This is a genomic window from Vibrio sp. V38_P2S17PM301, assembly GCF_009904845.1.
Classification (GTDB): domain Bacteria; phylum Pseudomonadota; class Gammaproteobacteria; order Enterobacterales; family Vibrionaceae; genus Vibrio; species Vibrio proteolyticus.
The window spans coordinates 25711-47063 of record NZ_WXWO01000042.1 but is presented as its reverse complement, the minus strand read 5'-3'; the positions used below and the strand labels follow the sequence as shown (position 1 = coordinate 47063).

Annotated in this window: 14 protein-coding genes; 5 read left to right on the top strand and 9 right to left on the bottom strand. The window is 50.0% G+C overall.

Annotated elements, in window-relative coordinates; genetic code table 11:
* Positions 1–77: 77 nt before the first annotated feature.
* The gene (gene pykF / locus CAG64_RS09560) at positions 78–1490 is read right to left on the bottom strand and encodes a pyruvate kinase PykF (protein WP_021707330.1); all 1413 of its coding nucleotides are present in this window, start codon (positions 1488–1490) and stop codon (positions 78–80) included.
* 431 nt (positions 1491–1921) lie between these two features.
* Between pykF and CAG64_RS09555 the strand changes: the two genes are divergently transcribed.
* Positions 1922–2683, top strand: a complete 762-nt coding sequence (locus CAG64_RS09555) for a DeoR/GlpR family DNA-binding transcription regulator (RefSeq protein ID WP_021707331.1) — start codon at positions 1922–1924, stop codon at positions 2681–2683.
* An 84-nt stretch (positions 2684–2767) separates the two neighbouring features.
* Positions 2768–4600: a glutamine--fructose-6-phosphate transaminase (isomerizing) gene (glmS, locus tag CAG64_RS09550; protein WP_161488575.1), complete on the top strand. Its 1833-nt coding sequence runs from the start codon at positions 2768–2770 to the stop codon at positions 4598–4600.
* Between the two features lie 86 nt (positions 4601–4686).
* On the opposite strand, the gene CAG64_RS09545 is transcribed toward glmS, so the two are convergent.
* From CAG64_RS09545 to CAG64_RS09520, 6 genes are all read right to left on the bottom strand, one after another.
* Positions 4687–5415: a hypothetical protein gene (locus CAG64_RS09545; protein WP_161488576.1), complete on the bottom strand. Its 729-nt coding sequence runs from the start codon at positions 5413–5415 to the stop codon at positions 4687–4689.
* 44 nt (positions 5416–5459) lie between these two features.
* Positions 5460–6188 (bottom strand): hypothetical protein, encoded by a 729-nt coding sequence (locus tag CAG64_RS09540; RefSeq protein ID WP_161488577.1) that lies wholly within the window; start codon positions 6186–6188, stop codon positions 5460–5462.
* The gene (locus CAG64_RS09535; RefSeq protein WP_161488578.1) at positions 6188–6922 is read right to left on the bottom strand and encodes a hypothetical protein; all 735 of its coding nucleotides are present in this window, start codon (positions 6920–6922) and stop codon (positions 6188–6190) included. The genes CAG64_RS09540 and CAG64_RS09535 overlap by 1 nt, the downstream gene beginning before the upstream one ends.
* A gap of 44 nt (positions 6923–6966) precedes the next feature.
* A complete protein-coding gene (locus tag CAG64_RS09530) occupies positions 6967–7695 on the bottom strand; it encodes a hypothetical protein (RefSeq protein ID WP_161488579.1) in 729 nt (242 codons plus the stop codon).
* Positions 7695–11903 (bottom strand): LysM peptidoglycan-binding domain-containing protein, encoded by a 4209-nt coding sequence (locus tag CAG64_RS09525; protein ID WP_161488580.1) that lies wholly within the window; start codon positions 11901–11903, stop codon positions 7695–7697. The genes CAG64_RS09530 and CAG64_RS09525 overlap by 1 nt, the downstream gene beginning before the upstream one ends.
* A gap of 363 nt (positions 11904–12266) precedes the next feature.
* Positions 12267–14018, bottom strand: coding sequence for a lysophospholipid acyltransferase family protein (locus tag CAG64_RS09520; protein WP_161488581.1), 1752 nt, complete (start codon positions 14016–14018; stop codon positions 12267–12269).
* Between the two features lie 424 nt (positions 14019–14442).
* Here CAG64_RS09520 and CAG64_RS09515 point away from each other — a divergent pair, with 424 nt between their 5' ends.
* Both CAG64_RS09515 and CAG64_RS09510 read left to right on the top strand, forming a co-directional pair.
* Positions 14443–15162: an SIMPL domain-containing protein gene (locus tag CAG64_RS09515; protein WP_161488582.1), complete on the top strand. Its 720-nt coding sequence runs from the start codon at positions 14443–14445 to the stop codon at positions 15160–15162.
* Positions 15163–15430: 268 nt separating this feature from the next.
* Positions 15431–17476: a GGDEF domain-containing protein gene (locus CAG64_RS09510; protein WP_161488583.1), complete on the top strand. Its 2046-nt coding sequence runs from the start codon at positions 15431–15433 to the stop codon at positions 17474–17476.
* 40 nt (positions 17477–17516) lie between these two features.
* Here CAG64_RS09510 and CAG64_RS09505 read toward each other — a convergent pair whose 3' ends face one another.
* The gene (locus tag CAG64_RS09505; RefSeq protein ID WP_021707342.1) at positions 17517–17774 is read right to left on the bottom strand and encodes a hypothetical protein; all 258 of its coding nucleotides are present in this window, start codon (positions 17772–17774) and stop codon (positions 17517–17519) included.
* Between the two features lie 135 nt (positions 17775–17909).
* Between CAG64_RS09505 and CAG64_RS09500 the strand changes: the two genes are divergently transcribed.
* Entirely contained in the window at positions 17910–19310 is a 1401-nt protein-coding gene (locus CAG64_RS09500) for a class I SAM-dependent methyltransferase (protein WP_161488584.1), read from the top strand.
* Here CAG64_RS09500 and CAG64_RS09495 read toward each other — a convergent pair.
* The gene (locus CAG64_RS09495; RefSeq protein ID WP_161488585.1) at positions 19307–21235 is read right to left on the bottom strand and encodes a sulfatase-like hydrolase/transferase; all 1929 of its coding nucleotides are present in this window, start codon (positions 21233–21235) and stop codon (positions 19307–19309) included. The two genes, CAG64_RS09500 and CAG64_RS09495, sit on opposite strands and share 4 nt — an antisense overlap.
* Positions 21236–21353: the final 118 nt, after the last annotated feature.

Below are 21353 nucleotides of genomic sequence, written 5' to 3'. Positions count from 1 at the left end.
ATATGCCAGCAAGAGAGAGAAATAAAAAAAGAGGGCCATAGCCCTCTTTTATGTATCGTTATGTATCTATTCGCGTTTTATAGAACGTGAACCGATGCAGTGTTGGTGGTACCAGACGCAACCAAGGCACCAGAAACCATCACTACGATGTCGCCTTTGTTACCCAGGCCTGACTCCAGCGCCAGCTCTTTACCACGGATGTAGAATGCGTCAGTACTGTCGATGGAATCAACAACAACTGGCATTACACCTTTTGTCAGAACCAGCTGAGCGGCGGTCTTCTTGTTGGTAGTCAACGCCAGGATGTTGGCCGTTGGGAAGTATTTACGTACTGAACGTGCTGATTTACCGCCTTCGGTTGCCACTACGATCAGTGGTGCCGCAAGTTTCTCAGCGGTGTCAACTGCACCTTTACATACAGCTTCAGTGATGCGCAGTCGTGGGCTGTCCAGACGAGAACCCAGCTCGGCTTTCAGAGCAGAGTCAGTGCGGTTTGCGATTTGTGCCATGATGGTCACAGCTTCTACCGGGTATTTACCTTTCGCGGTTTCACCAGACAGCATCACTGCGTCAGTACCGTCCATGATTGCGTTAGCAACGTCACCGGCTTCTGCACGTGTTGGACGTGGGTTCTTGATCATGGAATCCAGCATTTGAGTCGCAGTGATAACCATCTTACGTGCACGGTTACATTTCTCGATCATCATCTTCTGCGCGAAGATAACTTCTTCTGCTGGAATTTCTACACCCAGGTCACCACGTGCAACCATGATACCGTCAGACAGCTCCAGGATGTCGTCGAAGTTATCAACACCTTCCTGGTTTTCAATCTTAGAAATGATGTGGATGTTCTGGCCGCCGTTTGCGTCCAGTACTTCGCGGATTTCTTTCACGTCAGAGGCTTTGCGGATGAAAGAAGCAGCAACGAAATCAACGCCTTGCTCACAACCGAACTTCAGGTCGTTCTTATCTTTCTCAGCCAGTGCTGGCAGATTTACCGATACGCCTGGCAGGTTCACACCTTTGTTTTCACCCAGTGCGCCGTTGTTCAGCACTTTACATTTTACTTCGGTGTCGGTGGTTGAAATCACTTCCATTTCAATCAGGCCATCGTCAACCAGAATGGTGTTGCCCGCAGACAGGTCAGCCGCGAAACCAGGGTAAGTAACAGCCACAGTGTCTTTATTGCCGATCACAGAGGTGTCGGTAGTAAAAGTGAATTCCTGGCCTGCAACCAAATCAACGTCTTCGCCATTTTCCAGTTTTATTGTGCGGATTTCAGGACCTTTAGTATCCAACAGGATAGCCAGTTGCTTACCTGTTGCTTCCATTACTTTACGGAAGTTCGCAATACGAGTGCCGTGCTCTTCGTAGTCACCGTGAGAGAAGTTCAGACGCATTACGTTCATGCCTGCGTTAACCAGCTCGGTCAGTTTCTCTACAGATTCAGTTTTAGGGCCAATCGTACAAACGATTTTGGTCTTTTTCATGGAAGATACTCTCCGCTAAATATAGTTACAATTTGAAACTTGGTTTTGGTCACCAGAGTGGGGGCCGATTGGGCTGACATTTTGGGCCTGTCAGCGTGATTTTGCTTCGGCAGCGCAGCACTCCAGAACTGAAAGTCTTTCATCAAGTTTAGTCATTTTATGACCACGCTGATGGGAATTTATTCGGTAGTTTTGTGACTAACCCCACTTTATATGAGGAAAGTTGCAAAAAAATAACGGTCAATTCTGTAATTTATTTTCTTTTCGGTGGCGAATTCTACCACCGAATCGCCGCAATATCACTGTTTAAGAATTGTCTTAGGACAAGGTTTTAGCGGGAAATATTAATTTTTTGGATCGAAATAAATGGACAAAAAAGTTTCGCTTTGATTATACTTTGTTTCGATTTGAAACTTATAATTTAAAATTAAATGTCGAAACGAAACACTCAACTGCGCCGCCACGCGATTTCAAACTTAGTGAACGACAAGGGTGAAGTCAGTGTGGAAGAATTATCCAGCCGATTCGAAACCTCTGAGGTCACGATTAGAAAGGATTTGGCTTCGCTAGAGAAAAATGGCCAGCTACTGCGTCGTTATGGTGGTGCCATTGCATTGCCGAAAGAAGTCGTAAGCGAGGAATTAAGTAAAAATGTTTCGACTCGAAAGGTGGAGTTGGCCAAAGCCGCCGCAGAACTGATCCGCGATCACAATCGTTTAGTGATCGACAGTGGCAGCACGACGGCGGCATTAATTCAGCAACTCGATCATAAACGCGGTCTGGTTGTCATGACCAACTCACTGCATGTCGCTAATGCGCTTAATGAGTTGGAAAACGAACCGACATTATTAATGACTGGCGGAACTTGGGATACGCACTCAGAGTCCTTTCAGGGCCAGGTGGCCGAATCGGTATTACGCTCATACGATTTTGATCAGTTGTTTATCGGCGCGGATGGTATCGATCTGGAGCGCGGTACCACGACGTTTAATGAGTTGGTAGGCCTTAGCAAAGTGATGGCCGAAGTCTCACGTGAAGTCATTGTGATGATTGAATCCGAGAAAATTGGCCGCAAGATCCCTAATCTGGAATTAGGCTGGCAGAACATCGACGTGCTGGTGACAGACAAACAGGCCAGTGACGAGCAGGTAGCACAAATCGAATCTCATGGCGTACGAGTGATCCGCGCCTGACCCTATTACCCTGTTTCCCCGACGTTCCGGCTTTTGCTTGCTGCCGGTTGGGGAGATAAAGAAATCAAACACGGAGAACAAAACATGTGTGGAATCGTAGGTGCAGTAGCACAACGAGATGTCGCTGAAATTCTGGTAGAAGGTTTACGCCGTTTGGAATACCGCGGGTATGACTCCGCTGGTGTTGCCGTAGTAGATGGCGACCATCAACTGACCCGAGTGCGTCGCCTGGGCAAAGTTCAGGAACTGGCGGATGCTGTGGAAGAAGCGCAGGTACTTGGCGGTACTGGTATTGCGCATACACGTTGGGCGACACATGGTGAGCCCTCTGAAGTGAATGCTCACCCACACATGTCCGGGGATATTGCCGTCGTACACAACGGCATCATCGAAAACCACGAAGAACTGCGCAGCCTGCTGCGTGATCGTGGCTATGTGTTTGAATCCCAAACCGACACCGAAGTGATTGCCCACCTGGTGGAGTGGGAACTGCGTACCTCAGCCAGCCTGCTGGAAGCGGTACAGAAAACCGCCAAACAGCTGGAAGGTGCGTACGGCACCGTCGCGCTGGATCGTAAAGATCCGTCTCGCATAGTGGTGGCTCGTTCTGGCAGCCCGATCGTGATTGGTTTCGGTGTTGGCGAAAACTTCCTGGCTTCGGATCAACTGGCTCTGCTTAATGTCACCCGTCGCTTTATGTTCCTCGAAGAAGGGGATGTCGCGGAAATTACCCGCCGCGAAGTGACTGTGTTTGATGCGAACGGTGAGCCCGTTGAGCGTGAAATTACCGATTCCAATGCAGAGCACGATGCCGGCGATAAAGGTCAGTTCCGTCACTTCATGCAGAAAGAGATTTACGAGCAGCCAACAGCGCTGATCAACACGATGGAAGGCCGTATCAGCGCCGATTCTGTGGTCACAGAGAGCATCGGTGTTAATGCGGTTGAGATCCTCAATAAAGTGGAACACGTTCAGATTGTCGCGTGTGGCACCTCTTACAATGCGGGTATGACGGCGCGCTACTGGTTTGAATCTCTGGCGGGCGTGAGCTGCGATGTGGAGATTGCTTCCGAGTTCCGTTATCGCAAATTTGTTACTCGTCCAAATAGCTTGCTGATCACGTTGTCTCAATCGGGCGAAACGGCCGATACACTGGCGGCACTACGTTTGGCTAAAGAAAAAGGCTACATGGCGGCGATGACGATCTGTAATGTCGCAGGCTCATCTCTGGTGCGTGAGTCTGACTTTGCGTTTATGACTCGTGCTGGGGTGGAAATTGGTGTTGCGTCGACCAAAGCGTTCACTACTCAGTTGTCAGCACTGCTGATGCTGGTGACCGCTCTGGGTAAACAGAAGCAATTGATCGGTAAAGCGCAAGAGAAAGAGATTGTTGAAGCACTGCACGCACTGCCTCAGCAGATCAATGCTGCCCTGTCGTTTGAAAAAGAGATTGAAGCGTTGGCGGAAGACTTTGCTGACAAGCACCACACGCTGTTTTTGGGGCGCGGAGAGTTCTATCCGATCGCGATGGAAGCATCATTGAAGCTCAAAGAAATCTCTTACATTCATGCCGAAGCGTACGCCGCAGGGGAGCTGAAACACGGCCCTCTGGCATTGATTGATGCCGATATGCCAGTGGTAGTGGTCGCACCGAGCAACGATCTGCTTGAGAAGCTAAAGTCGAACATCGAAGAAGTGCGTGCACGTGGCGGCTTGTTGTACGTGTTTGCTGACAAAGATGCTGGTTTTGAAGCGGATGAGAACATGAAGATCATCACCATGCCACACGTGAGTGAAATTACGGCGCCGATCTACTACACCATCCCAATGCAGCTGCTGTCTTACTATGTGGCCTTGATTAAGGGCACCGATGTCGATCAGCCTCGTAACCTGGCGAAAGCGGTGACGGTGGAGTAACTCGCCAAACCTCCATCCTTAGATAAAACCGCCGACTGGACAGCATTCAGTCGGCGGTTTTTTTATAAAGATAGAGTTTTCGGTGTTTAATAAGCCTCAACTTCTTTAGTTTCGATAACTTGGTTAACCGCCTGGGTAAATGCCGCGTGCAGTTCGGGCGTGGCTTCATAGGCAGAGGTATACTGTCCTTCCATGGAAAAACGAGTGCTTTCATCGAACGGATAGGCAGCTAAATCGGGCGTTAGAAAGTACGTGGTCACATTATTTTTATGACTTGCGACGCTGCGCTTTTCGTCGAGATATAAGATGCCATCGATAAATGGTGTGATCTCCACTTTGGGCCGATTGACCACGCCTACCATTTTAAACGACATCAGTAGACCCGCACCGGCGCCAACAAAGGCCATCGGCCCCACAAACATCACAGCCACCACTGAAATCGCCACTCCGACGTAGCCGGAATAGCGCAGTGCGGCATAGCACGCATCAGGTACTAATTCTAAATCGCTGACAATAATGCCTTTTTCGGTTAGGGTGACTGTTTGTTGAATGTTGGGGTTACCTGCGTAGTAAATATATACACCTAGTGGAGCGATAAGAAATAGCACTAACAAGATGTACATCCAGCCACCCAGTGAGCCAATCCAGATCAATATAACGGCGGTGATAGAGCACAAACAGATAGTAAGGTAATCTGTAAAAGGCTCTTTAATTAGTTCAAACTGGTGCAGCACATCTGAATCCAGCACCGCTTGTTGCTGCTGTTGTTTGTATTCGTCACTAAGCGTTGGCAATGCGGTTAATAATGTAGCCACTAAATGATGTTCCTAAGATCTAAGATGGTTCTGTTATTTGTTTTTTAGTAAGGTTCGACTTCTTTAGTTTCGATAACTTGGTTAACCGCCTGGGTAAATGCCGCGTGCAGTTCGGGCGTGGCATCGTAGACGGAAGCGTACCGTCCTCGTGTTGAAAAGTGAGTGTTTTCATCGAACTGATAAGGCGTTAAATCGGGCAGTAGAAAATAGCTGGTTACGTTATTTTTATAGGTTGCGACTCTGCGTTTTTTATCAAGGTATGAGATGCCGTCTATAAATGGCGTCACCACCATTTTTGGCCGATTGACCACGCCTGCCATTCTAAACGACATCAATAGGCCCGCACCGGCGCCGACAAAGGCCATTGGCCCCACAAAAATCACAGCCACCACTGAAATCGCCACGCCGACGTAGCCGGAATAGCGCAAGGCGGCGAAGCACGCATCAGGTACTAATTCTAAATCGCTGACAATAATGCCTTTTTCAGTTAGCGTGACTGTTTGTTGAATGTTGGGTTTACCTGCGTAGTACAGATAAGTGCCCATCGCACCAACAAAAAAGAGCACCATAACAAACTGAATCCAGTCTCCTAACGTGCCTACCCATAATGCCAATGCTGCGCCGATTAGCCAGATGGTAATGGTGCCATAGTCAGGTAACGGTTCTTTAATCAGTTCAAACTGATACAGCACGTCTGAATCCAGCACTGCTTGTTGCTGCTGTTGTTTGTATTCGTCACTAAGCTCTGGTAATGCTGCCGTTGATGTCGACATTAACTTGGCTGGTACGTTGCTACTTTTCGAGTATTAACAATCTGATTTAAAGCCTTCATAAAATCAGCCTGCGATTCAGAGTCGGCATGGTACACCACTTCATGGAATACCCTCATCTCATTATGCGCTTCATCGCTCAATTGATAGGGATCGATATCAGCCGATAAGTAGTACGAGGTAAGGCCGTGCTTAAACCTGAGTTCTCCTCGCTCCTCCAGATAACCTATCCCCTTGATAAATGGCCTGATTTGCACTCTAGGTCGATTGACCACGCCTGCCATTTTAAACGACATCAATAGGCCCGCTCCGGCGCCAACAAAGGCCATCGGCCCCACAAAAATAACTGCGATAACAGAAATCGCCACACCAACATAGCCGGAATAGCGCAAGGCGGCGAAGCACGCATCGGGCACTAGTTCTAGATTACTAACAATAATGCCTTTTTCAGTTAGCGTGACCGTCTGCTGAATGTTGGGGTTGCTTGCATAATAGAAATATACGCCCATTGGAGTAATAAGAACTATCATTAGCAGGACATACATCCAGCCTCCTAATGAACCTACCCAGATTAAGAACGCTACTAATGCAACACCTAAACAGTTAGAAATGTAGTCTGTAAAAGGCTCTTTAACCAGTTCAAACTGATACAGCACGTCTGAATCCAGCACCGCTTGTTGTTGCTGTTGTTTGTATTCATCACTAAGTTCTGGCAATGCGGTTAATAATGTAGACACTAAATGATGTTCCTAAGATCTAAGATGGTTCTGTTATTTGGTTTTTAGTAAGGTTCGACTTCTTTAGTTTCGATAACTTGGTTAACCGCTTGGGTAAATGCCGCGTACTGTTCAGGCGTGGCATCGTAGACTGAAGCGTACCGTCCTCGTGTTGAAAAGTGAGTGTTTTCATCGAACTGATAAGGCGTTAAATCGGGCAGTAGAAAATAGCTGGTTACGTTATTTTTATAGGTTGCGATTCTGCGTTTTTTATCAAGGTATGAGATACCGTCTATAAATGGCGTCACCACCATTTTGGGCCGATTGACCACGCCTGCCATTTTAAACGACATCAGTAGGCCCGCTCCGGCGCCAACAAAGGCCATCGGCCCCACAAAAATCACAGCCACCACTGAAATCGCCACGCCGACGTAGCCGGAATAGCGCAAGGCGGCGAAGCACGCATCGGGCACTAGTTCTAAGTTACTAACAATAATGCCTTTTTCGGTTAGTGTGACCGTCTGTTGAATGTTGGGATTGCTAGCGAAGTAAATATATATGCCTAATGGAGTCATAAGAAACAGCATTAACAAGATATACATCCAACCACCCGTGAACCCAACCCAGAGTAAGATAGCTGCTATGACTGTGCACCAACAGATAGTGATGTAATCTGTAAAAGGCTCTTTAACCAGTTCAAACTGATACAGCACTTTTGCTTCCAACACCGCTTGTTGCTGCTGTTGTTTGTATTCGTCACTAAGTTCTGGCAATGCTGCCATTGATGTTGACATTATCTTGGAACCTCTATTTCAATTATGGTGTGTTGACTCAGGTTGATTGCGTCCAGTTTTACCATCTCCTGAGTTTCATTAACACCGGCGGCAAACTGTGTCTGATAAATACTGCTGCTTGTTGCGTCCGAGTTGATCTGATAAGGGTTGTCCATATCTTTCAATACAAAAAGCCGAATTGTGGGTGGCTCTGTGCTCGCGTGGTAGCTGACCGTTTGACGAATTGGGCTGGGCAACGCGAGCTGATACGAGTAAGTACTCGGTTCATTCGGGTCTTGTTGCCATTGACCAGCCGCAATCTCGTGCGCACTGAACGGTTGTGCGGCTTTACCTGCTGGTTTCACCTCGATGCCCAGTGCGATGGTGTCTCCGGCATAGGTATTAGGCAGGGTGAAGGTTAGTCGCTGCTCAATCTCTACTTGTGTCGTGGTGTGATAAGGCGAGGTCAGCGGGATCACGTTTCGGCTGAGTACCTGAGTGTGTACTGACGGCTGATTGATCAAGGTAATCAGATTGAAGAACTCATCTTCAGCGCTCAAAGCTGGATCCGGCTCCTTGCCCCACACCGAATGTTTTAGCCATTTTTCTAACGGTGTTTTTTCCGTTAGCAGCAGCATTACGGTAACTAATCCATACAGAGCGGCGCCCCAGAAGTTGGCTGCCAGCATCCATCCCTGCAGCACATTACCAACGGCTAGTCCCGAGAAACGTGAGATTAATGCTCTGCTAGCCAAGATTCCCCAGCTGCCCCCCTGAGTAGCCAGCGCGAATGTTTTTGCGCCAAGTAATGTTCTTTCTGTGCTGTCTTTGGATTGATTAAAGTCCTCAATGCTCTGCCAGCCTTCTAGACCTGCGGCAATGACGCCGGCCACACCCGCAATGAAAGAACGCGCGATATATTGTTCGGCATGAACAGCTTGCGCTAAGGTTGTCCCTTGGCCGGATTTTATCTCGTTTAGCGATAGTTTCAGCAGCTCAACGTCATTATTGAATTTATTTAGCGACAACCCTTTTAAGTTGGAACCTACCGCATTAATAAACCAGGCGGTGCTGTAGGCCAGAGTCAGCTCCTGGCGGCGAGTGTCCGGGTATGGCACAGATTCGACGATCTGTTGCAGCGACATCATCTGATTAAACACATTGATCAGGTTTAAGCTCGAGACCACAAAGTCCATACGGCCTACGTTATCCCACTTTTGCGACAGGTTTTGCGCTTTGCTGGAAAACACATGTTTGCCAACCTGGTGGTCCTGATAGGCCTCGAAGACCAGTGGGGTTTCATCAATAAACTGGCTGACCCTCTGGTTCAGGTCTTTGAGTTCTGTGCTGGTTTTCACGTACTCTGGTGAGCCTTTCATTTGCGTTTTTAAGGTTTTTTGCAATACTCCGGCTTCGATTGACATGTGATGATAGATATTGGTGCCAAATCTGTCTGCGTGTGACAATTTATTGAGTTGCACTTTGCCCCCTCTGAGATAGAGCTGCGCCCATACGGCCATGGCCATGCTTCTTCGGGCTGCAAGACCGGGAAGTTTCATCACACGATTTAGAATTCTGAAACGCAGCATCTGCATGGCATGCAGAGCTTTATCTCCTTTGACGGCGGTCGCTTTTTTGGCGTTCTCGATGATGGTATCCAGCGAGACCAGCAACCCTTTGGTCATGGTGAAGAGGGGAGAGTTCGGGTCATCAAAGCCAATAATATCGTTAAAGGCGGACATAAAGCCCCCAATTGGGATTCGGCTGTTCTCCGCAAACTGTGAGAAATCCAACTGGCTGATCAAGTTTTCTGTTTGAGCGTAAATTTCACTGGAGAAAAAGCTGGTTGTCAGCCCCAGTAAGTTTTCAGGGGCAATAATAAGTTGATCAATGTGCTCATGGAGTTCAGGGCAAGATTGCGAGCTGAGATCGAGATCGTTCAGGATGCAATCGAGCAGGGTATTTAAGGTTATCTGATGATCGTGCTGAGCGATGTCGATCCCCAGGCGGAGCGGATCATTGCCCAAGGTTTCCAGAGCGCTGATCAGGATAGGAACGTCACGCAATATCCCCGTTTGCGCCAAGGCTTGGGTTTCAATATAGGTTTTGTAGTACTTATCCAGTCCTTTCCAGTCAACCTGACGATGTGCTTTGCGCCGCTGGGTGTATTCATCCAGACGTTTTTCTAGCAGTGCAGGCGCAATGCCTTTTGCTGCTAAGCGGGCTTTGGCTTGCGGGTATGCGAGTACTGTCGATTCCGCTTCTGCCCAAATGGCCGCTTTTGCGTCACCACGAGGCGCATTGGCTTGGGTCATTTGGGTTTGGAAATAGTGGTATTCCAGGCAAGTATCGATGTCCTGCTCCACTTCAATCCAGTCTTGCGGGGGAATGACACTCATGCTCTCCGTTGGCAGAGAAATACGCACCAGAGAGCGGATGGTTTCCGCAATGACCGTTTGACGACGGGCGGCGTCGTCTTCAATCGTGAGCTGCACCGACTGCGATAAGCGCAGATACAGGTCGACGATATCTGCCATGGGATCATCCAGAGCGACCAGGTCATGAGCTGCGTGACTGGGCACCTGGTATTGATAATTTTTGAGGTTGCGCGATACCAGAGGTGCGACTAATCCGGTGGGATCCTCTTCTTCGAGCTGTGTGGTAGCGCAGCTCCAGTCAAACTGGGTTAAGTCGCACTGGCCCACATCGGCGACGCAGGTTTCAATCTGATCGATTGGGGTGCGGTGCGTTCCGGCATTGACGTCGCGTAGCCAGTCATTTCGGGCTTGTTCATTACTTTGATAAAAATCGACGATGCGATCAGTCCAGCGCTGGCTGGCGTACCCCAGATAATACGGACACTCTGTTCGGATCATCAGGTGGGATTGCGGAGCTTCGGGTTCCGCTTCCAGCCGCGCTGCTGCATCATCACCTTTACAGCGATAAAATTCGCCCTCACGCACCTGATACTCTTCGAGTTGCCAAGCGTCACCTTCAGGGGGCTGGTGCAAGGTATACAGCCATCCATCACGCAACTGACGTAACGTATACGGGACTTTATCCGATACAAACACACCACCTGAAAAGTTTTGTTTGTCTTCAATCGGGTGGACACCTTCAGCCACCTCTTTCTCTAAACTTTCAGGGACGATATTGTCGATGGCGTATCGGACCGGCGCGATCGCAGCAAAACTGTTCTGGCTCGATTGTGCGACGCGAACCACAGGAAAGGTGGCCTGTTCGCTGATGGAGCCCATCGACAATATGTCTTGGATCAGCAGGGCGGTGTTGCTCTGGTAGCCGACGTCTTTGCCGTGGTTATATTGGCTAACGGGTTCGAGATACAACACACTGCCGGCTTCCGGCTGAGCATCATCGCCGCGCCAATAGGGGTTCAGCGTTTTCAGATCTTCGACGGTGATGCTTTGTTGTTCCGCGACCTGATCCAGCGTTTCTCCCGGCGCTACGATGTGTTTTTTTCGTTTGGCTTGCCCTTCGGTAAGTGGGATTAACTCGCCCATATCCAGTTGTATGCCATGCTCGTCAAGAAAGGCATGGTCCACCAACGCCACTGCGTTGTCATCCAATGGCTCTTTGCTAAAAAGCAGATACTGATTATCAACGGTTTGCCCATTTCGCTTCCACAACGCAAGGATAAAATCGGTTTCGCTGGCGTTGGACGGTGCGCTGTTCATGCTACCCGCCACACTTTGGGTGGCCACAAAGCGATATTTTTTATTGCCCCCGAAGCGGTATTCGTTCAACAGTTTGTCGTCTAAAAAGTGATAGAGAAAACCTTCGGTCGGCAAACCGAGCTGAGAGCCCACTTGGATGGCTGGCCGGAGAGGAATAAAGGCCTCTTGTATCGTCACGCTGTCTTTTGGATGAGGTATTACGTTATCTAATTGAAATGGAACAACGTGATGCTTACCGACCTGAAGGGCTTTGGCTTCTTCCACTTCGATGCTGCAGGCGTAGTGGGTTGTCTGCTTAACTGCCTGTTGACGCCACTGCTTGATCGCCGGCTGACCGGAAGAAGATTTAAGCAACATTTCAAGGTTAGGGGCAACAGACTGTTTAAACAGCGGCTCTTGGCACGCAAACTCAAGAGTGTAGGCAAATTCAGGTTCAGTTTGAGTGGTTTCAACCGGTGTTGAATGACGATGAACCGGCGCCGTGTCGGTAAGAGGTTTATAGCCCGCTTGATAGACTTTGCGGGTCTTTGACATTTTTAGAGACATAACAACTGAATATGAGCAAAAAATAGGCCCAAATTGTACCCGCAAACGGCGGATTCATACTCTAGTTATATGCACTTATTTGCTCTTCTTTTTCGCTAAGCTGCCAGTGAAAAGCTCATTGATAGAATTAAAACCGCCATATCGGCGTTTCGAACGTATTGATGGCGTTGTCTTCAGAGTTGTCCTCGCTGAGCGAGACGATGTTTCCGATATAAGTGACCGGTCAGCAGAATGCTGATGATACTTAGAATACTGATGAAGAATGTGGGGCGGGAACTGGCGATCTTGGTGCTAAAGTTGGCGTCACTCGAGTTACAAGCCACCCGAACTGGGTGGCTTTCTTTAAGCGGTTCAGCGGGCGTGCTGGCTGAGATACTCAGATGCGGCCAGCGGTCCCATATAGCGGGCGAGTGTTTTCTCGGCGACGGTGCGAAGATCAACCACAATCAGTCCGTCGAGCGCATTGTTGAACGCAGGATCGACATTGAAACACACCAGTTTACCGTTCAGACCCAGATATTGACGCAGCAGTACAGGGACGCCTTTGCCGTCATCAATGCGGGCAATGACCCGAGACAGAAGCTGCAAGTCGCCAAGCGCCGTCAGTAGACTGGTGTTCCATGAGCTGGCATGGCTCGGCAGTGGGTTAGACGCCTCAACGTAGTGGGCACTGTCGGCATCGTAATGATGCAAGGTCATGGTCTGAGCCAGCAGTTGACGGGCTTGCTGACTGTAATCATTACTGATGCTGACCGGCCCGAACAGGTGGGTAATGTTCGGGTGGCGTGAGACGTATGTCGCTATGCCTTTCCACAGCAGCAATAGGGCACTCATGCTGCGCTGGTACTCAGCCGCAACCACGGAGCGGCCCATTTCAACCGCCGTCCCCATTTTATTCAGAAACCGCTGATCGTAGTGGAATAAGGTGCGTGAGTAGAGACCATCCAGACCTCGCTTGGCGGACACCTGTTCAACCAAACCGAGGCGATAAGCGCCAACCAGACACCGTTTGTCGCGATCCCAGACAAACAGATGCAGATAATCCTCATCGAATTCATCCAGGTCGAGCGCCAGTCCGGTGCCTTCACCGACCGCTCGGAAATTCAGCTCACGCAGGCGCCCGATCTCATGCAACAGAGAAGGAATATGTGCGGCACTGGTGCAGTAAACGTCAAATTCGTTGCTGCTCAGCAGGTGGTGTTCCGCTGGGAGATTATGGATATCCTCCAACCAGGCTTCGGTGGCTAACGCCGGCGCGACGGGGTGTGGCGGCGATGCTTCGACCGTTTGTGTGCTGTTCACCGGGGCGGGCTGGAGCAGGTAGGTATTCAGGCGCAGGTAATTGACGACCTGGGTATCACTCAGGCCATTAACCTCTTTGTACTTGATGGCGTCGCCGACGGCGATCCCGATTGGTTGAGATTGTTTGTTGAGCAGCTCACGTCCGAGCATCAGGGTACGCAGCAACGGGTGGATTTTCCCGGCCATATAAAAGCGTTGCGAGTTCTGGCCGTTAATGAAGACGGGAACCGTAGTGGCTTTGTGTTTACGAATCAGTGCGCTAACAGAGCGGCTCCACTCTTTGTCTTCCAGTTTCTGGGCTTTGCGGTCAACCAGATGCGACACTTCGCCAGCCGGGAACATCAGCAGTAATCCACCTTGTTCAAGGTGTTTGTTGGCGCAGCGCAGCGCTTTCATGTTGGCTCGGTGGGCGGATTCGCCATCAAAGACATCCACACCAATGAACAGTTTGTCCAGTTCGGGAACGGTTTTAAGATATTGATTAGCAAGGATCTGTACGTCGTCGCGGAGCATCAACAACAATTCCGCGAGGATCACACCTTCGACGCAACCAAGTGGATGATTGGCAACCACAATCGTGGCCCCTGAGGTGGGGATTTTATCCAGACTGCCGCGCGTGATCTGATAATCGATGCCTAGCACATCGAGCGTAAAACGCAGGAATGCCTGGGTGTCGCCACCGGCTGGCCGCTGAGCGTAAAATTTGTCGAGCTTGCTCAATCCGGTTGCCCATTCAGCGATGTTTTCTCCCCAACCAAACGGCGTTTTCCTTGGCAGACGAAAAGGGCTGGTGATATCCATAATGACCTCAGTTTGATGTACTCTGGAGAGAATCTTATGGCGATTAGATGTCAGTCAGGCTTCAGTTTGATGAGAAAAGCATGATAGAAAAGTGACGATTTGATGAACATGCGTTACGGCCTGAGATATCAAACTGAATTAATATGTAACAGCCAGGCCGGTGCGCCTTTAAATTACGTATCGCTCACAAAATGTACTAATTTCATACCGTACTGAAAGTATACCTGCTAGCTTAGATTTTGCGGGTACACGCACAATAACAAGTCAATTGAACCTTTGCTTAATGTTGCTCTGGAATAACGGGAACCGGATCGGTTCCCGTTTTTTGATCGCACACAGTGTCATCAAATCATATCTTGGGTGAGCAGTGGATCATCTATGGAATCGGTTGTATAAATGATGAGGCTGAATCAGGAGTTCTATTATGAAAGCAACAGACAACCGCACCGCTCTTATCCTTGGCATCAGCTTGATCTTAGGTTTGGCGGTACTGGGCTACTTTGTTCAACAGACGGCGTTAAGTTACCGTGGTTTTGAACGTGTCGTGACCGTTAAAGGGCTGGCCGAAAAGGAGTATCCGGCCGACACTGTCATCTGGCCGATTCAATTTTCCGTTGCTGGAAATGATCTGCCTGAACTTTTCGCTACCCTCGACAAACAGTCACAGGCCATCAACGCATTCCTGGTGTTGCAGGGGATCGACAAAACCGGTATTTCGTTCTCTTCACCGACGGTGATCGACAAAAAAGCTCAGCAGTACGGTGGCGAGAGTAGTATTGAATTCCGCTATCTCGCTTCTCAAACCATGACGGTTTACAGCCAGCAGGTGGACTTAGTGCGTCAGGCTATCACTAAACTGGGGGAACTGGGTAAACAGGGGATTGTGTTCAACCAGGATCCGTACAGCAATCCCATCGAATACAGTTTCAATGGCCTGAACAAAATCAAGCCTGACATGGTGGAAGAAGCCACGAAAAACGCGCGTGAAGTCGCGCAGAAATTTGCCCGTGATTCGCAAAGTTCGCTCGGCAAAATCAAGCGCGCTTCGCAAGGACAGTTTTCGATCGTCAGCCGTGACAGCAATACTCCCTATATCAAAAAAGTCCGGGTGGTTTCCACCGTCAGTTACTACCTGAATGATTGAGTTTCGGCCAAGCGAGGTGACGTGGATTAGTGCTGAGACGCTATTTTTGTAGCAAAGATAAGACTTTTTTCGTAATTGATTAAAAATTGCCCGCATTGGCTGGATTGTGGAGCAAAACGATTTCGCCGGACAAAGTCGGTGATTTATTATGCAGCCCAATCTGTTCGGGAAAGCATTTTCGGATCGGCTCCGAGCCGATCCGCTCACTTAATAATAATCATAATTTCCCGCCACACTGAAGTATTTACCCATCTAGGGAATAGTAATAATGTTGCAATTTCATAAACTTATGATTGCACCTCTGCTCTTCTGGACATTGCTGTGTTCGTTCCAGATCCAGGCTGCGGGTGCAGAGCCAAAAGACAAATTCCTCCAGTCTCTGGAAGGCATCGAGCGTCAGGTTTACGCCTTGCCGCAAAAATCGCTGGCGCAAATTGAGCAGTTGGAAGAAGACTCACTACTGCAAAACCAGCCGAGAGAGTTGCTGGTGCGTTACTACCTGGCCAAATCGACGGTACTGGAACTGCTGGGGCGACAAAAGGAGAGTTCAGCGGCGGCAAAGAAAGGGCTGAGCCTGGCGCCAAAACAGAGCCGTGAACACCTGTTGCTTGAGTTGCATCAGATTCAGGCGATGATGGGCAAAAACGACATCAACGAAGCCGTCTCTTCATTGGATACGCTACTGAAAACGTCACGTGCGAATGGTGATAAGCAGCTGGAATCGGAAGTGCTGTTGGTCAAAGGGCGCTACTACGAAGTTCAGGGGGATTTTAAAAAGTCCTATGCAGCGATCATGTCTTCGCTTGAGGCGGCAGAGTCTTCCGGTGTACAAGGACAGGTAGAGCGTGCTGCATTAGGGCTGGGTGATGTACTGGTCAAAATTCAGGGTTATGGCCGCTCGGAAACGGTGCTGAACCAGGCGTACCGCTATTTCAAAGAGCGGCGTATGTCGTTCAATGAGTTGCTCAGTGTGCTGACCATTGCCAAATTGCACAAAGCGCAGTTCCAGTATGATAAAGCGATTGACGCCTATCAGGACGCGCTCAAACTGGCGCAGATCATCGGCGATGGCCGTTTTCGTTTCCGCATCAACCTGGAGCTGGCTTCTCTGTACCGCGAGACCGATAACGACCGGAACATGCTGCGCCACCTGAGACTGGCGGAAAACCTCCAGTATCGTGAAACGTCGAGTGCCTATCTGGCGACTTTCAGGTTGCTGCAAGCGCAGTATATGCTGGAGCAGAAGAAGTTTGACGAGTTGCTGGCTATGATCACGCCAATGCTGCCGGAGATCATCAAGAGCCCGCACATTCAGCAGCAGCAACTGGAGCTGCTCAAAGTGGCAGCCCAGGCCTACGCTGGCGCGAACAACTTTCAGCAGGCGTACCAGTCTTATGGTCAGTATCACAATAAATTCATTCAGTTCAGCAACGATCGCGAGATGGAAAAACTCGAGCGTCAACAGATCCTGTTTGAGCTGGAGCGACTGGAATATGAGAACCAGGATCTGAACTGGAATAACGTTTTGCAACGGATGGAACTGGAGAACAATCGCCGGACTTTCTACTTGCTGGGGGAAATTGTGATTGCACTGTTGGCTGTGATCCTGTTGCTGGCAGTCGTGTTCCTGGCCGTCAACCGTTCGCGTATCCGTATGCGTCGTTTAGCGAAAACGGACACGCTGACCGGTTTGTTCAACCGTCGTTTCCTGGAAGAGTGGTTTATGCAGCCGATCACGGAACAGGCTACACCTAAGCCGGAAGTGAAACCACAATCGCTTCCGGGTAAAGTGACGTACCACTTACGTCAGCAATGGAAACGCGTCCAGTCAGGTTATGCACAGCTCAACAAGTGGCTGGAACGTAAACTGGACAAAAAAGTGGTGGTGAGAAAACCGGAAACGGGGCCCATCACGATGGTGATGATCGATGTCGACCACTTCAAACAGGTGAACGATACCTACGGACACGTGTTTGGCGACGTGGTTTTGACTGGTGTGGCTAAAGTACTGGAATCGTCGGTGCGAGATAGCGATATTGTCGCGCGCCTCGGCGGAGAAGAGTTCGTTGTGGTGCTGCCAAAAACCGATCTGGAAGAATCCGTGGCGTTAGCAGAACGCCTGCGTGAGGCGGTGGCTCAACAAGGATTCGTGACTGAGAGCGAACAAGCCGTCAATGTCACGTCGAGCTTCGGTGTATTGACGACCCATCAGGTGGACATGGAGTTTGAGGCGCTGTGTAATCAGGCCGACAAACTGCTGTATGAAGCCAAGGCCAGTGGACGAAACTGTGTGAAAGCACTACAGCTAAGCTGATAATGTGAGACAAGCCCGCCGAATGATGTCGCGGGCTTTTTTATGGCTCTTTATGGTCGTGCTTTGATGTGGGCTGCGCATTGTCGTTGTCATCTGCTGACGGGTCTTTACGGCTTGAAAACAGGTTCAGCAGTTTATCCCACCATAAACGCATAGTCGCAAGACCCGCGACGACCGTCGCGATAATCGCTTGCAGGATCACGCTGCCCGTACCGGGATCCAGATACGCTTGTGCCGGAAAACTTGCCATCAGGGTCAAGGCCACTAAGCCCAGTTTGTGGTGCGTGCGGGAAAGCATAAAACACTCCCTATCTGGTTATTGATAAAAAAGAGATTAGTTCAACTGTAGTCAGGCGGCGTTCATTCAGCAAATGCAGATTAGGCTATAGTTATGAGTATTCCAGCTCTGAGTGACCTTAAGTGACGATGAACTATGCAGAATATTGAAGTGGATGACTCTTCTTTCCGTGACAGCAGTGGTTTTGTGTTTCGCTATCAAGGGACGCTGTATCGTCAGGTGAACCAATGCTTTGCCAATGCCTTTGATGCTTATCTGGATAGTGGCCTGCATCAGGCTCTGACGGAGCGCAACTATCTGGTCCGCCATCGCGAGCAGCAACTGGACGGTTATCGCTCTGATCTGGCACACAAAATCCTGAAGCCAGAGCGTATTCCCTACATTTCGTATCCGTATGAATGGTGCTTTGGCCAACTTAAAGACGCGGCGTTGTTGACACTCGACATTCAGTTGCTTGCACTGGACTACGGGTTTAGTTTGAAAGACGCCAGTGCGTTTAACGTCCAGTTTCATCAGGGAAGGCCAATTTTCATTGATACCTTGTCCTTTGAGCCTTATGAACAGGGCACATGGGTGGCCTATCGCCAGTTTTGTCAGCACTTTTTGGCGCCGCTGGCTCTCAAAGCCCATTGCGACCACCGGTTGGGAAAACTGGCTGAGCTGTATATTGATGGGGTGCCACTTGATCTGACGAGTCGACTGTTGCCCAAACGCACCTGGCTAAGCTTCAATATGCTGTCCCATATTCATCTGCACGCGAAAATGCAAACCCGTTACGGTGACAAGGCGCATCAGACGCAAGCCGCGCTGAAAGGGGCAGATGCAATGAAGGTGGACAAACTGCGCGCCATGCTCAAGGGGCTGAGAACTTACATTGCATCGCTGCACTGGCATACGCCTTCGTCTGAGTGGGGGGAGTATTATCAGCACACTAATTATCAGGACGCAGCGATGCAGGGTAAAATCGCTTTGGTTGAGGGCTATCTTAGCCAGCGTGGTACGCCAGCCTCTCTGCTCGCGGACATTGGCGCCAACTCAGGTCAGTTCAGTCGCTTAGCCAGCCGTTACACCGAGCAGGTGGTGGCGTTTGATATCGACGAAGTGGCCGTCGAGCACAACTATCAGCAAGTTCGTGAGTCCGGAGAGAGTCATATTCTGCCACTGGTGTTGGATCTGTTTAATCCGTCGGCCGCCATCGGCTGGGCGAACGGCGAGCGCAGCTCGTTTGTATCGCGCGGTGCGTTTGATGTGGTGATTGCCCTAGCGCTGATCCATCACCTGGCGATCAGCAACAACACGCCGCTTGAACACATCGTCAGGCTGCTGCATCACATCAGCCGTCAACAAGTGATCATAGAGTTTGTCCCCAAGGAAGACTCCCAGGTACAGCGTTTACTGGCGAGCCGCAAAGACGTCTTCCCACAATACCATCAGGCGGGGTTTGAAGCGGCACTGGCCGGCTATTTTACCATTGAAGCCAAAGACCAAATTCCTCACTCTTGTCGCACGCTTTACTGTCTGACGAAACTGTCTTAATTCAGCTGTGCTGGCAGCATCGAGACATCATAGCCCATCTCACTCAGGTGTCGGGTTAACATCTGATAGGCCTGTTGCTGGCTCAGAGCACGCTGACCACAGCGGTTATCGGGTGGGTGTACCAAGGTGTGTGTCAGCGCAACGGCCTCGGGCTGATTGAGATTGAGCGAGTAAAGCCGACCGCAGAGCGCCATCGACAAAGTCCCCAAGGTATAAAAAGGGGCACGGACACTGGCCGCCGATTTCCATTCTCCCATTCCCACGATCTGCTCATCCGGTGATGTGGCGATAAAAATGGGCTTAGGCACTCTGCTGGTGGCTAAGAGATCCTGACCGTCCATCCACTCCGGAATGGGCAGCGACAAGTAACCCAGCAGGGTCGGGGCGATATCTACCCGTTGCGAAGGCTGTACAACCACTCCGCTTGGCTCGCGATGTGGAAAGCGGATCAACAAAGGCAGCGTTTGATCAATGCTGTGGCCGATACCGTGATCACTGGTGAAAATCAGTATGGTGTTGTCCAGTTCGCCCCGTTCAATCAACAACTGATAGATTTCTTGAGCATACGTATCCCACTGACGAATCGCGTTGTCGTAGTGATCGAGCATCCACATTTGGGGCTGATGTTTGGTGTCGGTAAACACCGGGGTTTCATAGGAAAATTTATTACCGTGTGGGCCGAGCAGGTGAACATTAGCAAAATATGGACGTGGTGCGGTAGCGATGTGGGTTATGAGTTGATTGACCCGATCGCGATCGCTGAATCCCTTGGGAATGTCCAAGCCACCACTAACCAGTTGATGTGGGTACGCCATTGGTGCATGGCCCGTCAGATGAGCTAACCGTTGATAGAGGCGTTGCCAGGTTTCCTCCCAGAACTGCACACTGTCTGGCCAGCGCTGAACAATAACCTCCCGAATGTCGTTATGGCGCGAAGAGACATGGCGGCGATTGGCGTAATCAAAACCGTTTCTGATCTTGAGATCCACCGGATCAACGTAATAGCGCAGGGTGATATCGATGTTGAAATATCCCGCCTGTTTCAGCAACCCCGGCAGGTGCTGGTACATGTCCTGACCGCGAAACGTATCCGGGCGGAAGATCACCCGGGTTCGAGTCGGGTATTTGCCGCTCAGCATCGCTCCCATGGCGCCGGTGGTTTTGGCGGAGTTGGTCCAGTGATGATGAAACACCATGCTCTCGCGGGCGATCTGCTCTAAAAACGGTGTGGTTTGGCGCGCGTAACCGTACACCGAAACATGATTGCTGTTCACGCCATCAGCGCTGAACACAATAATATTAGGCGGTGATTCGGGTTGCACCTGCACCGCACTTTGAGCCGGTATATGTACAATAACTTGTGGTGACTGATAAGACAGCCACACCATCACCAAGGAGAGGCTCAGAAGCACGGCGCAGGTTGTGCTGAGTTGACGCTGCAGCGCGATGTGCGTGGCCAGGTACGACATGGCTGGCATCAGGCGGCGCACAAAATAACCTACTAAACCAATAAAAAGCAGCCAATACACTGATTTAACCAATAGGCTGTTTGCCGACGGTGAGGCAAAGCGAAGCAGGGTATAGGTAAAATTATCGATCAGTAGAAAAGTGGTACAGGCGAGAATCAAGCCGGGAATCAACAGGGCGATGTGTCTTAGCGGCAACCCAATCAGCGGGATAGTCCCCGGTGCGCGCAGCATAAGCAAAGTCAGCAGCAATACGGCCATAACGCCTATCACCACTAAGGGCAATGGCGCTACCAGCGCAACCGCGACACTGTGTATCACATCAAGATAGCTGAACATCGACGGACGAAAGTAGAAAAACAGCCACTCCATCAGGTAGTACAGATACCCGCACAATAGAGTGATGATCCCAAGGCTAAGCAGATCCGCGCCCGTTGCCGGAGTGTGGGTTTGGTCCATAGCGCTTCCCGTACACAAGATGAGTTTTGAGTATAGTCAAAGCGTCATCGAGCACAGGTTATGAGCGGTGAGTTCTGGGAGCTTTTGGATCATGGGTGTCCTTCCCGAGATGGAACTC